The 13177-nt window shown below is 71.4% G+C and carries 18 protein-coding genes; 11 read left to right on the top strand and 7 right to left on the bottom strand.

The features are described from left to right. Positions 1–219 precede the first annotated feature (219 nt). Genes rpl7ae through ndk form a run of 4 tightly spaced genes read left to right on the top strand, consistent with a single transcriptional unit; the run spans position 220 to position 1485 of the window. Positions 220–582 (top strand): 50S ribosomal protein L7Ae, encoded by a 363-nt coding sequence (gene rpl7ae, locus FGM06_RS04145; RefSeq protein WP_144797830.1) that lies wholly within the window; start codon positions 220–222, stop codon positions 580–582. 6 nt (positions 583–588) lie between these two features. Continuing rightward, the gene (locus tag FGM06_RS04140; RefSeq protein ID WP_004046478.1) at positions 589–813 is read left to right on the top strand and encodes a 30S ribosomal protein S28e; all 225 of its coding nucleotides are present in this window, start codon (positions 589–591) and stop codon (positions 811–813) included. A gap of 3 nt (positions 814–816) precedes the next feature. Next, a complete protein-coding gene (locus tag FGM06_RS04135) occupies positions 817–1005 on the top strand; it encodes a 50S ribosomal protein L24e (protein ID WP_092565766.1) in 189 nt (62 codons plus the stop codon). Beyond that, a complete protein-coding gene (gene ndk / locus FGM06_RS04130) occupies positions 1006–1485 on the top strand; it encodes a nucleoside-diphosphate kinase (RefSeq protein ID WP_144797828.1) in 480 nt (159 codons plus the stop codon). Between the two features lie 194 nt (positions 1486–1679). On the opposite strand, the gene FGM06_RS04125 is transcribed toward ndk, so the two are convergent. The 3 genes from FGM06_RS04125 to FGM06_RS16340 all read right to left on the bottom strand — a co-directional run bounded on the left by FGM06_RS04125 (position 1680) and on the right by FGM06_RS16340 (position 3967). Beyond that, a complete protein-coding gene (locus tag FGM06_RS04125) occupies positions 1680–2936 on the bottom strand; it encodes an outer membrane protein assembly factor BamB family protein (protein WP_144797826.1) in 1257 nt (418 codons plus the stop codon). An 85-nt stretch (positions 2937–3021) separates the two neighbouring features. Continuing rightward, positions 3022–3744 carry a carbonic anhydrase gene (locus FGM06_RS04120; protein ID WP_144797824.1) on the bottom strand — a complete coding sequence of 241 codons (723 nt, stop codon included), beginning with the start codon at positions 3742–3744 and terminating at the stop codon, positions 3022–3024. Positions 3745–3832: 88 nt separating this feature from the next. Beyond that, positions 3833–3967, bottom strand: coding sequence for a hypothetical protein (locus FGM06_RS16340; protein WP_277752397.1), 135 nt, complete (start codon positions 3965–3967; stop codon positions 3833–3835). A gap of 189 nt (positions 3968–4156) precedes the next feature. Between FGM06_RS16340 and FGM06_RS04115 the strand changes: the two genes are divergently transcribed. The 3 genes from FGM06_RS04115 to FGM06_RS04105 all read left to right on the top strand — a co-directional run bounded on the left by FGM06_RS04115 (position 4157) and on the right by FGM06_RS04105 (position 7190). Next, positions 4157–4795 (top strand): AAA family ATPase, encoded by a 639-nt coding sequence (locus FGM06_RS04115; RefSeq protein WP_144797822.1) that lies wholly within the window; start codon positions 4157–4159, stop codon positions 4793–4795. 129 nt (positions 4796–4924) lie between these two features. Continuing rightward, positions 4925–5209, top strand: a complete 285-nt coding sequence (locus tag FGM06_RS04110) for a translation initiation factor eIF-1A (protein ID WP_144797820.1) — start codon at positions 4925–4927, stop codon at positions 5207–5209. A 139-nt stretch (positions 5210–5348) separates the two neighbouring features. Further along, the gene (locus FGM06_RS04105) at positions 5349–7190 is read left to right on the top strand and encodes an SLC13 family permease (protein WP_144797818.1); all 1842 of its coding nucleotides are present in this window, start codon (positions 5349–5351) and stop codon (positions 7188–7190) included. A gap of 25 nt (positions 7191–7215) precedes the next feature. Here the strand turns inward: FGM06_RS04105 and FGM06_RS04100 are convergent, their stop codons facing one another. Further along, positions 7216–7842, bottom strand: coding sequence for an MBL fold metallo-hydrolase (locus FGM06_RS04100; protein WP_241662521.1), 627 nt, complete (start codon positions 7840–7842; stop codon positions 7216–7218). Positions 7843–7980: 138 nt separating this feature from the next. Between FGM06_RS04100 and FGM06_RS04095 the strand changes: the two genes are divergently transcribed. Both FGM06_RS04095 and FGM06_RS04090 read left to right on the top strand, forming a co-directional pair. Beyond that, positions 7981–8733 carry a helix-turn-helix domain-containing protein gene (locus tag FGM06_RS04095; RefSeq protein WP_144797816.1) on the top strand — a complete coding sequence of 251 codons (753 nt, stop codon included), beginning with the start codon at positions 7981–7983 and terminating at the stop codon, positions 8731–8733. Between the two features lie 95 nt (positions 8734–8828). Next, positions 8829–9020, top strand: a complete 192-nt coding sequence (locus FGM06_RS04090; protein ID WP_144797814.1) for a hypothetical protein — start codon at positions 8829–8831, stop codon at positions 9018–9020. A gap of 37 nt (positions 9021–9057) precedes the next feature. Here FGM06_RS04090 and FGM06_RS04085 read toward each other — a convergent pair whose 3' ends face one another. Together FGM06_RS04085 and FGM06_RS04080 are read right to left on the bottom strand one after the other, a co-directional pair. Then, positions 9058–9765: a DUF2270 domain-containing protein gene (locus FGM06_RS04085; RefSeq protein WP_144797812.1), complete on the bottom strand. Its 708-nt coding sequence runs from the start codon at positions 9763–9765 to the stop codon at positions 9058–9060. A 73-nt stretch (positions 9766–9838) separates the two neighbouring features. Then, positions 9839–10174 (bottom strand): DUF7113 family protein, encoded by a 336-nt coding sequence (locus FGM06_RS04080; protein WP_144797810.1) that lies wholly within the window; start codon positions 10172–10174, stop codon positions 9839–9841. 125 nt (positions 10175–10299) lie between these two features. On the opposite strand from FGM06_RS04080, the gene FGM06_RS04075 reads away from it, so the two are divergent. Beyond that, positions 10300–12237, top strand: a complete 1938-nt coding sequence (locus FGM06_RS04075) for an ATP-binding protein (RefSeq protein ID WP_144797808.1) — start codon at positions 10300–10302, stop codon at positions 12235–12237. Positions 12238–12322: 85 nt separating this feature from the next. After that, positions 12323–12784: a universal stress protein gene (locus FGM06_RS04070; protein ID WP_144797806.1), complete on the top strand. Its 462-nt coding sequence runs from the start codon at positions 12323–12325 to the stop codon at positions 12782–12784. A gap of 35 nt (positions 12785–12819) precedes the next feature. Here the strand turns inward: FGM06_RS04070 and FGM06_RS04065 are convergent, their stop codons facing one another. Next, on the bottom strand, positions 12820–13107 hold the full coding sequence (locus FGM06_RS04065) for a transcriptional regulator (protein WP_144797804.1): 288 nt from the start codon (positions 13105–13107) through the stop codon (positions 12820–12822). Positions 13108–13177 lie beyond the last annotated feature (70 nt).

Below are 13177 nucleotides of genomic sequence, written 5' to 3'. Positions count from 1 at the left end.
CCGGCGCTCCGGGGTCGCCGAGGGCGCTCCTTCGGGCCCGAGGAGCTGCTTTCCGACCCGTGACTCCCGCTCGCACACGCGAGGGACATTGAAAGCGCTTTTATGGACGTCCGGACTACGTCGGGTCACAGCCTCTGTGGGGTTGATGATGTGCCGTTCCGTTAGGGACCGGCCACGGGACGGACACGCGAGCCCGCACGGAGGACAGGTGAACAACATATGCCCGTTTACGTAGACTACGAAACCCCAGCCGACCTCGCCGAGCGATCGCTCGAGGCGCTCGAGGTCGCTCGAGACACAGGTACCGTGAAGAAAGGAACCAACGAGACCACCAAGGCCGTCGAGCGCGGCAACGCCGACCTCGTCATCGTCGCGGAGGACGTCTCCCCCGAGGAGATCGTCATGCACCTCCCCGAGCTCGCCGACGAGAAGGGGATCCCGGTCGTCTTCGTCGACACGCAGGACGAAGTCGGTCACGCCGCGGGCCTCGAGGTCGGCTCGGCCGCCGCCGCCGTCGTGGACGCCGGCGACGCCGAGGACGACGTCGAGGACATCGGCGAGAAGGTCGCGGAGCTCCGATAACTACCCATGAGCGCAGAAGAGGGCACCGGCGACTCGACCACCGCCGAGGTGATCGAGGTCGTCGGCAAGACCGGGATGCACGGCGAGGCCATGCAGGTCAAATGCCGCATCCAGGAGGGATCGAACCAGGGCCGGATCATCACCCGGAACGTCCTGGGCCCCGTCCGCATGGGCGACGTGCTCCAGCTCCGGGAGACCCAGCGCGACGCCGACTCGATCGGAGGGCGATAACCGATGGTTGAGACACGCACCTGCGACTACACCGGCGAGGAGATCGAGCCCGGCACGGGCACGATGTACGTCAAGAAGGACGGACAGATCCTCCACTTCGTCGACTCGAAGGCGGAGAAGAACTACTTCCTCGGCCGCGAGGCGCGCGACCTCGAGTGGACCGAGGAAGGGCGCGACCACGGTGGCGAGTAGATGAGCCACCACGACGAGCGCACCTTCGTGATGGTGAAGCCCGACGGCGTCCAGCGCGGCCTCATCGGCGAGATCGTCTCCCGCTTCGAGGAGCGCGGCCTGAAGCTCGTCGGCGGCAAGTTCATGCGGATCGACGAGGAGCTCGCCCACGACCACTACGGTGAACACGAGGGCAAGCCGTTCTTCGACGGCCTCGTCGAGTTCATCACCTCCGGCCCCGTCTTCGCGATGGTGTGGGAGGGCGCCGACGCGACCCGGCAGGTCCGCGCGATGGTCGGCGAGACCGACCCCGCCGAGTCCGCCCCGGGCACGATCCGCGGCGACTTCGGCTTAGACCTCGGCCACAACGTGATCCACGCGTCGGACCACGAGGACGAGGGCGCCAACGAGCGCGAGATCGACCTCTTCTTCGACGAGGACGAGCTCGTCGACTACGGCCTCGACACCGCCGCGTGGGTGTACGAGGACGAGCAGCACTGAGGACGCGCCTCCCGCGTTCCCGCTTTTTCACGCCCGCGAGAGCCGGGAGCGGCGGCTCCGTCGACACACCGCGTTTCCGATGAACGACCGTCAACGTTCCCGCGGAGTCGTGCGGTTCTCCTGTCAGCGAAGTATATAAACTGTCGCGGCGACCGGATGGCAGTCGAACCGACGATCGGGCGTCGAGCGCCGGCTCAGTCGTCGAACGCAACGATGCGGCCGTCCTCGGTGACGACGAGCACCTCGTCGGTCCCGTCGCCGGTCACGTCGGCGAACAGCGGCCCCGCGTACACCACCGCGGCGCCGACGTTCCCCTGGGCGATCACCTCGCCGTTGGCGTTCATCGCGAGCACCTCGCCCCCGCGGTTCATCGCGACCGGGCCGGGCTCGCCGGTCCCGGCGACGTCGGCGACGCCCGGGGCGTTCACGCGAGTGTCCCCGCCGTACTGCTGTTTCCAGGCGATGTCGCCGTCGCGGAGGTCGACCGCCCAGACGCTTCCCGCCCCGCCGACGTGGATCCGGCCGGGGGAGGCGTCGCCGACGGCGATCGGGAGGTCCTGGAGCCCGACCTCGAACCGGCCGGAGCCGTCGGCGAGCGCTATCGTCTGGAGGTTGCCGTTCGTGCCGCCGAGCGCGAGCACCGGTCCGTCGGGCGTGTCCGCCGCGGTCCACGTCAGCGGCGTGACGGCCGGCGTCGCGGTCCACCGCGGGTCGCCGTTCGCGTCGAGCAGGCGGACGGTCGCTCCTTCGTCTCCGACGGTCGCGATCGCCACGCCTCGGGCCGCCTCGCCTCCGTCCTCTGCCTCGAAGTCGGCGATCAGCGGCCGCCGGTCGACCGACGCGTCGAGGGTCGTCTCGAACACGGTGTCCCCCGCTCCGTCGACGGCGACGACGCGACCGTCGGCCGTGGCCGCGGCGACTTCGGCCCGCCCGTCGCCGGTGAGATCGCCGATCGCCGGGCGCAGCCCGCCCGGGTCGCCGAGGTCGACGGTGAACCGTGTCGCGCCGTCCGCCGCGTCGAGGACGACGAGCGACCCGGACTCCGTCGTGAACGCGACGACGGGGTCGCCGTCGAGCGTCCCAGAGGCGAGATCGCTCACGTCGGGCGGGTCGCCGTCGGACGCACCGCCGTCGGCCGCGTCCCCGCCGGTCGCGCCGGGAGGCCCGACGGCGGAGAGGGGCGTTCGCCACTCGACGTCTCCGCCGACGGCGGTCGCGCGGACGGCCCGCTCGCCGTCCTCGACCGTCGACTGGAGGACCAGCGAGTCGCCGTCCATGGTGGCGACGACCGCGCCGCTCCCGTCGTCGCCGGCGACGGGCTCCGTCTCCCACACGACCTCCGACTCCACCGCGGCGTCGTCGATGCCGACGAACGCGAACAGGGCGACCCCGACGCCGGTCGCGCCGCCGGCGAGGAGGATCAGGCTCGCGAACAGAACGCGACGGTCCATTGCCACTGAGTTCGGTCGTCCCGGTGATACGACTGTCGGATGCGGCGGGCGGGAGCGGGTGGCGAACAAGGGGGCGGGAGGAGGACTACAGCAGGGTGACGACGTTGTCCGCGTGGCCCGGGCCGACGAGCCCTCGGAGGGCGTCCGGGTCGCGCTCGCCGTTTGCGTTGACGAGGTAGGTAGCGCCGTCGCGGTCGCCGTACGCCCCGTGGAAGTCGTACACGAAGCCGTACACGTCGGCGTCGGCGGCGGTCTCGGTCCCGCGGGCGACCGCGACCTGCTCGTGGACGTTGTACTCGACGAGGCGGTTGCGGAGGCTCCCGCCGCCGTCGTTCGCGGCCGCGTTCCCGTCGTCGTTCGCGGCCGCGTTCCCGTCGCCGACCGCCGCGAGCCCCGACTCCACGATCGGCGCGAGCTCCGCCACGTCCGCCCGGACGCCCGGCTCCTCGGGGACGGCGGCGTCGCGGACCGCGGCGAGGGCGGCGCCGACCGCGCCGCACCCGGTGTGGCCGACGACGGCGAGCACGCCCGTGTCCGCGTGAGCGAGCGGGTAGGCGACGCTCCCCGAGAGCACGCGCTCGCCGTCGACGACGTCGCTCACGCGGTTCCCGATGTTGCCCGCGGTGAAGAGGAACCCCGGCCGGTCGACCGACCACATCCCCTCCTGTGACACGCGAGAGTCCGAACAGCAGACGGAGACGACGGGCGGTCGCTGCCCGTCGCGCCGGGCGGCGAGCTCGCCGGCGGCGGCGGAACCGACGTGATCGTCGTTCCCGTCGAGGAGCTCGGCGAGGAGTTCGCGGGTCATACGCCGAAACTCCGCGCGTGCGTTCAAAAAGGGGCCGGACCGGAGGGGGACCGACTGGACAGGGTCGGACCGAGATGAGCCGGTCGGCTCAGATCACGAGCCCGACGATCTGAACCAGGAATCCGAGGACGAACACCGCGAGCAGCGCGATCGTCGCGACCACGACGGCCGGGGCGAGGGCCTCCTCGTTCTGGTCGAGGACGACGCTTTCCATGTCTCTCATACGAACCGCGTCGTCGCCGCGGGGTTTGAACGCTTCGCTCGCGTCCCGAGACGGAGGGCTCCGCCGCCGCCCGGGCCGCTGTCGGATCGGCATCGGATCGGCATCGGATCGGCATCGGATCGACGCCACGGCGGACCTCCCCTCGCCGAAGAGAACTTTCTTTTACCTCTCGCCGGACCGTCCGAGTGGATGAACACGGAGGGCGACGACTCGCCGGACGGAGCGGAGGTGTCGATGTCGAACCGTGACGCGGTCGACGGCGCGGATACCGCCGGCGCGTTCGCGGGCCGGGACGGCGACCGGTCGGTGGACGCCGAGGCCGGCGCCATCGCGGTCGTCTGCGGGCTGCCCGGCGTCGGCAAGACGACGGTCGCCCGGCGGGTCGCCGCCCACGTCGACGGCGAGGTCCTCCGGACGGACGTGATCCGCAAGGAGCTGTTCGGGGACCCGGAGTACACCGACGCGGAGACCGAGGCGGTGTACGCGGAGCTGATCGACCGGGCCCGCGAGCGCGCCGCCGCCGGCGACGCCGTCGTCCTCGACGCCACGTTCGCCGACGCCCGCTTCCGCGCCGACGCCCGGGAGGCGGGCGAGCGGGCGGCCGGATCGTTCGACCTCGTGGAGGTCGAGTGCGACGAGACGGTCGTCGAGCGCCGGATCGAGCGCCGCGACGGGATCAGCGACGCCGACTTCGACGTCTACCTCCACTTCAGGGACGCCTTCGATCGGATCGAGGCGGACCACGTGACCGTCGACAATTCGGGCGACGAGGCGGAGACGTTCGCACAGGTCGACGCGGCGTTCGGCGGCCCGCCCGGTCGCGACTGATGAGCGACGGAGGCGCCGATCGACCCCCGGCTCGCGACGCCCGCCACCTCGACTCGTGCTACCGATTCGCACGGCGAACGCGCACACGCGTCTCCCATCACTTATACCGGCGAGTGCACTACGGACTGTATGAGCGAAGAATCCGGGCGTCGGAACCTCCGAATGCCCTCGGACGACGAAGTGTTCGCCGTAGTGACCGAGCACCTCGGCGGGAACCACGTCCGCCTGCGCTGCGTCGACGGCGAGACGCGACTGGGTCGGATCCCCGGCCGCATGAAGTACCGGACGTGGATCAGCGAGGGCGACGTCGTGCTCGCGGAGCCGTGGTCGTGGCAGGACGAGAAGGCGAACGTCGAGTGGCGGTACAGCGACGAGGACGCGGACCAGCTGCGGCGCGAAGGCCACATCCAGTAGTCGTTTTCGACGCGGTGTGCGGTGCCGTTCTCCGAACTCTCCGACCCGTAGCGGCCCGCACGGACCGATCTGACGTCTCAGCGGCGCCGTCGCGTTGCGGAGAGCGAAACCCTATGTAGCTCCCCCGTGGCGTTCGACCATGTTCGCCGGCGCGTCGACCGGGACGCTCGTGGTGTTCGGGCTGATAGCCGCCGCGCTGGTGCTGTTCGTCACGGAGGCGATACCCAACGACGTCACCGCGATCGGGATCGTCGTCGCGCTGGCGGCGCTGGAGCCGTGGACGGGGGTGAGCTCTCGGGGCGCGATCTCCGGGTTCGCCAACACCGCGACGGTCACGATCGTCGCGATGTACATGCTGAGCGCCGGGATCAACGCCACGGGGCTGGTAGAGCGGCTCGGGGTTCGACTGGCGGCGGCGACCCGCGGCAGCGAGACGCGCGCGCTCGCCGCGACCGTGCTGACCACGGGGCCGATCGCGGGGTTCGTCAACAACACGCCGGTCGTCGCCGTCTTCATCCCGATGATCACCGACCTCGCCGACGAGAGCGGGGTGTCGCCGTCGAAGCTGCTCATGCCGCTGTCGTACGCCGCGATCCTCGGCGGGACGCTCACCCTCATCGGCACGTCGACCAACCTCTTGGCGAGCGAGTTCGCGGCCACCCTGCTCCCCCGCGGCCCGATCGGGATGTTCGAGTTCTCCGCGCTCGGGGTCGTCGTCCTCGCCGTCGGAACGGCTTACCTGCTGACGGTCGGCCGGCGGCTCACCCCGGCGCGCATCCCCGCGGACGCCGACCTCGTCGAGGAGTTCGACCTCGACGAGTTCCTGACACACGTCCGCGTCCCGCCCGGGAGCGACTCGCTCGGGACCCCCGTGTCCGACCTCGCCGAGCGGACCGCGGCCGGCGCGACCGTCCTCCAGCTCCGGCGGGACGGGACGGGCTCGCTCGCGGTCGGCTCCGACCGTCGACTCCGCTCCGGCGACGTGCTCGTCGTACACGGGACGCCCGAGTCGGTCGAGTCCCTCCGTGCGGAGCGCGACCTCCGAACGCTCGGCGACCGAGAGGTGACGGACGAGACGCTCGCGAACGCGACGACCGACGGCGTCCTCGACAAGGCGCTCGTCCCCGAGACCTCGACGTTCGTCGGCGAGACGCTCGCGGAGACCCGTCTCCGAGAGGTGTACGATACGAGGGTGCTCGCGATCCGGCGGGAGGGAGAGCTGCTCCGCACCGGGCTCGACGACGTCGAGCTCGCGGTCGGCGACCTCCTGCTCGTCCGGACGACTCCGGAGTCCGCGGCCCACTTCGCGGAGTCCGGCGACCTCGTCAGCGTCGACGCGGAGGGGCTGGACCGCCTGCTCGACGCGGACGTCGAGACGGTCGCGCCGCTGTCGCCGCGGACCCCCGTCGCGGTCGGGATCATGGTCGGCGTCGTGATGGCGGCCGCCCTCGGCGTCCTCCCGGTGGTCATCGCCGCGCTCGCCGGCGTGTTCCTGATGGTCGTCACCGGCTGTCTCACGCCGTCGGACGCCTACGGGGCGGTCTCGTGGAACGTGATCTTCCTGCTCGCCGGCGTGATCCCCCTCGGACTGGCGATGGAGCGGACCGGCGGGGCGGCCCTGATCGCGGAGGGGCTGGTGGCGACCGGCGCGGTCCTCCCGACCGTCGCGGTGTTGCTGCTGTTCTCGCTGGTGACGGGCGTCCTCGCGAACGTCATCACGCCGGTGGCGACGGTCGTGTTGATGATCCCGATCGCCGTGGACGCGGCCGCGAGACTCGGCACGAACGGGTTCGCGTTCCTGCTCGTCGTGACGTTCGCGTCGGCGACCTCCTTCTCGACGCCGGTGGGGTATCAGACGAACCTGATGGTGTACGGCCCCGGCGGCTACGAGTTCGCCGACTTCGTCCGGGTCGGGGGACCGCTGCAGCTCCTCCTGGCGGTCGTGACCACCGCCGGCGTGACGCTGCTGTGGGGCGTGTAGCCGCGGTCGCGACCGACCGAGTCGATCAGGCGAACAACAGGAGGATCACGGCGACGAACAGCAGCTCGCCGCCGACGAGGAGGACCGCGACGAGCCAGTAACGGTAGGTCCAGAGCCACTCGGCCGCCCGGTTCCACCGCCCCGAGAGTCGGTCCGTCTCGGCGGCGTCGCTCTCGGCCCCGCCGCGCTCACCGACGTACGCCTCGTCGAGGCGCCACCCCTCCTCCGGGTCGTACGTCGCGGGGACTCGCGTCCCGACCACCTCGTCGACGTCGAGCGGCGAGACGCCCGCGGCGCCGAGGAACGCGAGGAACGCCTCCGACTCCGAGAGCGACCCGTCCCGCGGCGCCGGGAAGCGCTCGACGTGGGTCGTTCCCCCGTGGGGCGGTCGGAGTTCGACGACGACGCGTCTCCCCGCCGACCGCACCGCGGTCACGACGAGGACGCTCTCCTCGTCGTTGAGATACGCCTCTCGGAGGCGGCGCTGCACCTCGTCGTCGACGGCGCCCGTCGGCGGACTCGGCGAGTCGTCGACCGTCGCGTCCGGCGCGTCGTCGAGCGGTTCCGTCACCTCGCCGTCCGGGTCGATCGCTCCGTCCGCGTCGACCGACGTCTCGGCGGCGCGCCCGTCCTCGGCGGGGTCGTCGGGCATTCGATCGGCGATTGGCGACGCGCGCTCATAAGCCCGCGGCAGCCGCGAGGGGAAGCGGCTTCGCGAGGCCCCGTCGCGATCCCGCGCGGCCGCGAAATCGTCCGGAAACCGTTTGAACGTCGGCGCCCACTCTGGGGTATGCGCGAAGTGACCCTCCGGATCCGCCACCGCGGCGGGCCGGAGTCCGAGGTGAGCGCTCGCCACCCGGAGGTGACGATGCGGTCCGTCTCGTCGATGACCGGTCGGGGGAGCGAGCGGAAGCGGATCGTGGAGCTCCGTGGGCCGACCGCGGAGATCGAGTCGTTCGTCGACGAGTTCCGCGCGGCCGACGACGTCGTCGAGGCGGAGCCGCTGTCGCCGGTCACCGGCGACCACGCGTACGTCGCGGTGGTGATCGACGGCGACGGGTGGGACGGGATCCGCGAGCGGTTCTCGGAGATGGGGATCCACTACCGGACCGGGACGACCATCGCCGGCGGAATCGAGCGGTGGACGGTGTACATCGAGGCCGACGACGACCTCGCGGCGGTGCTCCGCGAGCTGGAGCGCGGCGGCAACGACGTCGAGCTCGCGCGCAACGTCGAGCTAGCGTCGATCGAGCGCCCCCCGGGACTGCCGGCGTCGGGCATCCTCGACGGGCTCACGCCGAGACAGCGAGAGGTCCTCGCGACGGCGATCGCGGTCGGCTACTACGACCACGGGGGTGGCGTGGGGGTCGAGGACGTCGCCGACGAGCTCGGGCTCGGGTCGACGACGGTGTGGGAGCACCTCTCCCGGGCGGAGTCGACGGTGATGAACGCCCTCTTCGATCGGTTCGAAGGGCGGACCGATCAGACCCGTCGCGAGAGCGGCGCGACGGCGGAAGGCGAACGAAGCGCGGAAGGCGAGTGAAGCGGCGGAAGGCGAACGAAGCGCGGAAGACGAGAGAACCGAACGACGGCGCCCCCCGAGCAACGCTTTTGTAGCTACGGCGACCAGCGACGGATATGACCGAGGGTTCGGTGTCCGTTCCGACCGAGCAGTACGAGCGGCTCGCGGCGCTCGCGGCCGCCCGCGGCGTGACGCCCGAGACCCAGCTCTCCCGCCTCATCGACGACGCCTACGAGGGGCTCGACGGCGACGCGGAGCCGCCGGAGTCGCTCCCGCTCGGCGTCTCCGCGCCCGACGACGAGGAGTGAGGCCGCCTCGGCGGCTCGGGGCGCGCCCGCAGGGGGATCACTTCCACTCCTCGGCGTCCTCCGCGGCCTGGAGTTCGCCCTTCGCCCGCCTCGGGGCCCGGCGCAGCGTCAACGCCAGCACGGCGAGGTAGAACCCGCCGACGATCGCGAGCACGAACGCGCCCGGGACCGCGCCGATCGCCGCGGTCGCGACGACGCCGCTCCCGGACGGCGTGAACACCGTGAGCCGGACGACCCACGCGGCGATGAGGACGGTGAGGAGCGGGGCGTACACCCGGTAGAGGCGCCGGGACATCGCCTCGACGGTCGGGGTCTTGATCGTCGGCTCGCGGAGGTCCTCGCTCAGGAGCGTCCGCCAGTTCGACTGCTCGACGCCCTCCGGATCGAGCGCGTTCGCGAACACGTTCTCCTCCAACAGCCGGACGCGGGACCGCCAGACGTCGAACATGCGGTAGCGGCGGGTCTCGATCCCGAGGAAGACGCTGAGCATCACGAGTCCGATGAGCAGCACGTAGTGGGGGCGCGACTCGCTGGAGAAGGTCCACGTGAGCAGCGAGGCCGTCACCACGACCGCCCAGTTCGTCGTCCGGTCGATGCGGGTCCGCCACGAGCTCGTCCGCCCGAGCTCGCCGCGGTAGGTGTGGGCCATGAGCGAGAGGAGGTCGGAGCGGTCGCCGGCGGCCTCCGCGGCGACTTCGCGCTCCTCCCGCGACCCGGGATCGAAGTCCTCCGGTGGCTCGGACATACGTCCCCGTACCGGGTCCGAACGGGTAAACCCCGATGCGAGAGCGCGGTGCGAGATCCGGCGCGGCGACGCCTCAGGCGGGGCCCGCCTTCGTCGCCTCGACCTCGACGTCTTCGGGGTCGACGCCGATCCGGGCGAACTGCGTACGGACGTGCTCCTCGGCCGCGTCGAGCGCGGCCGACTTGGTGTCGAACCCGCGGGGCATCGGCTCCTCGAAGGCGACGCGGATCTCCTCGCCGTCGACGGTGAGCGCCGAGCCGCCGCTCTCGACCTGGTAGAAGGAGTCGCACACCCAGACGTAGGGGGCGTCCTCGTCGGGCGCGCCCTTGTACGTCGGCGGGTCCTCGCCGCGCTCGAACACCGTCCCGGTGAGTTCGGTGCCCCCGCCGCTGCCGCGAACCAGTATCATACCACCGGTAGGGCCCCGACGCGGAAAAGGGGCCCGCGACGGGCGCGAGCCGCCCGAGACGCCGGCGGCGCCCGACGCGACGCGGAGGGGGAAACGCTTTCGGCGTGGCGGTCGGTGATTCGTCCATGACGCTGGAGGATTTCACCGAGTTCACCGACGACGAGGGCGACGGCGGGGGAGACGCCACCGGCTCGCCCGAGGACGCCGGCTCGCCGGACGCCGCCGCCGGCGACACCGACGACGCGCCCGGAGCGGAGGGGACGGCCCCGGGAGGCGCGGCGACCGGTGACGGCGGTCGCGCGGTGGCCGCGGGGAGCGAGGGCGACGACGGGAGCGAGGGCGACGAGGCAGACGACGCCGGGTTCGCCGCGTACGACGTGGAGCCGGCGGGCGAGGACGTCGGCCTCGGTGTCGTCTCCGTCTCGCAGGGGCTCCGCGTCGCCGAGGAGGACGACGAGACGACGCTGAAGGCGTTCGTCACGACGGGGAACCGCGAGGCGGTCCGGCTCGGGAAGTACCTCCTCGTCCCGTACCCGGACGGCGAGCGGCTGTTCTGCCGGATCACGGGGCTGGAGTACGCCCAGGAGTTCCGCTCGGACGACGCCACCGAGATCCACGCGCGCCGGCAGATGCGCCGGGACGACTTCGCAGAGCGCGACTACAAGTTCATGGCCGAGCTGGAGCCGATGTCGGTCGTGTACGGCGAGGGCGACGAGATGAAACGGCGGATGACCGACCGGGTTCCGAAGCCGGGCGCGGTCGTCGAGGAGGCCTCCGACGACGCCGAGATCAAGACCGGGCTGAAGATCCCCGAGGACGGCGTCTTCCTCGGTCACCTCTCCGTCGGGGGCGAGAAGGTCCGGACGGCGGCCGAGCCGCCCACCGTCGATTACCGGGTGAAGGACGACTACGCCGACGGCGACCCGCTCGCGTTCCGGCACACCCTCGTCGCCGGCGGGACCGGGTCGGGGAAGACCCACGCCTCCAAGAACGTCCTCCGGCAGTACCTCGACTCGGACCGCACCTACCCGACCGGCGACGGCCGGGAGTCGCGGATGGCCGTCGTCCAGTTCGACCCGCAGGACGAGTACGCGCAGATGCACGACGACAACCCCGACCTCGACGCCGACTTCGCTCGACGGCTGGACCGAGAAGGGATCGCACACGGGGGCCACGACGACACCGTCGCGCTGGTGCCGCGGGTCGCGAACGCGACGTACCCCGGCGAGGGCCACCGCGCCGAGCGCGTCGAGTTCACCATCCCGTTCTCGCTCGCGCGGGACATGCCGTGGCTCGTCGCGGGGTCCGGGCTCAACGACAACCAGTACCCCGCGCTGTTGACCCTCCTCAACCGCTTTTTCAGCGACTACGGCGACTCCGGCACGTACAGCCAGTTCCTCTCGTACCTCGACGACCCGGCGCTGAAAGAGGAGCTCGACGAGAGCGGCCGGGTCCACGAGGCGACGTTCGACGCCGTGAAACGGCGGGTACGGGCGGTCCCCGGCGGCGTGTTCGACCAGGACGCGAAGCCGATCACGGAGCTCGACCACACCCTCGTCCGCCCGGGCGGGCTCTCCGTGGTGCCCACCTATCACCTGCCGACCTCCCGACAGAAGGAGATCGTCGTGCTCGCGGTCGCGGGGCTGCTCGTCGACGACAAGCTGTCGAACGACCCCGACAGCGACCGGATCGAGGAGACGCCCCTGCTGATCGGGATGGACGAGGCGCACAACTTCCTCGCGGACGCCGACAACGTGCAGGCCCGAAAGGTCGTCCAGAAGTTCACGGAGGCCGCCAAGCAGGGGCGGAAAGAGCGGCTCGGCCTCTTCCTGATCACGCAGGACCCCCAGGACGTCGCGGAGTCGGTGTTCAAACAGGTGAACACGAAGGTCGTCCTCAACCTCGGCGACGAGGACGCCATCAGCAGCGTCAACATCCCCTCGAACCTCGCCGGCAAGGTCCCGTACATGGAGAAGGGGCAGATGGTGGTGTACTCGCCGGACAACTCGGAGCCGGTGGAGCTGATCGGGCTCTCGAAGTGCGTGACGCGCCACGGCGAGTAGGCGAGCGGCGGCCGGGTGAGATCGGTTTTCCGTCCGGACAGATCCGCCGTCGCCCTTTTTCAAGTCGGAACGAGAAGCGCCGAACATGACCAAACGGATCCTGGTGGCGGTCGACGGCTCGGCGGAGGCGACCGAGGCGCTGCGGTTCGCGGCCGCCGAGTGGCCGGAGGCCGATCTGACCGCGCTCCACGTGATCAACCCGGCGGACTCGACGACCGGGGCGGAGGGCGGGTTCCCGGGCGCGGTCGACCAGTGGTACGACAGCGCCAAGGGCCGCGGCGAGCGGATCCTGCGCGAGGCGACCGAGGCGGTGGACCGCGACGTCGACACCAGACTGGAGGTTGGGCGGCCGACCGCGACGATCCTCGCGGTCGCGGGCGGCGAGGCCGCCGTCGGCGACGAGGACGGGGCGGAGGGGACCGGGGAGCCGTTCGACCACGTCGTGCTCGCGAGCCGCGGCCGAACCGGGCTCTCGCGGATCCTGCTCGGCAGCGTCGCTGAGGGGGTTGTCCGCCGCGCCGACGTGCCGGTGACGGTCGTGCGGTAGACGACGGAAACGCGGCTATCAGCGCGCGGACGCCCTCACTCCTCGGCGCGCTCGGCCTCGACGATCTCCCCGACGACGGTCCAGCCCTCATCGTCCGGTCCCGACCGACCCAGCAGCACCGACTCGTGGTCCTCGGCGGTGATCAGTCGGAACTCGGCGTCGCCGTCGGCGTCGGTGCGAACCCCCTCGCCGCGGAACTCCCGTTGGAAGAACTCGGTGGAGGAGAACTCGAAGACGCCGGTCTCGCCGTCGTCGAGGGTGAGGCGGACCGGCCGCGGCTGGACGTTGTGGATCCGCTTCGCGATCGGGTGGAGATCGGGCATGGTCCCGAGTCGGCGCGGTGCGGAAATAAAACCGCGGTCCGTCCCCGAACCGCCACCGTACGCCTTTAAG

Source organism: Halorubrum depositum (genome assembly GCF_007671725.1).
Lineage (GTDB): Archaea > Halobacteriota > Halobacteria > Halobacteriales > Haloferacaceae > Halorubrum > Halorubrum depositum.
Note: the sequence above shows the minus strand (reverse complement) of the source record. Positions and strands in the feature narration are given on the sequence as shown.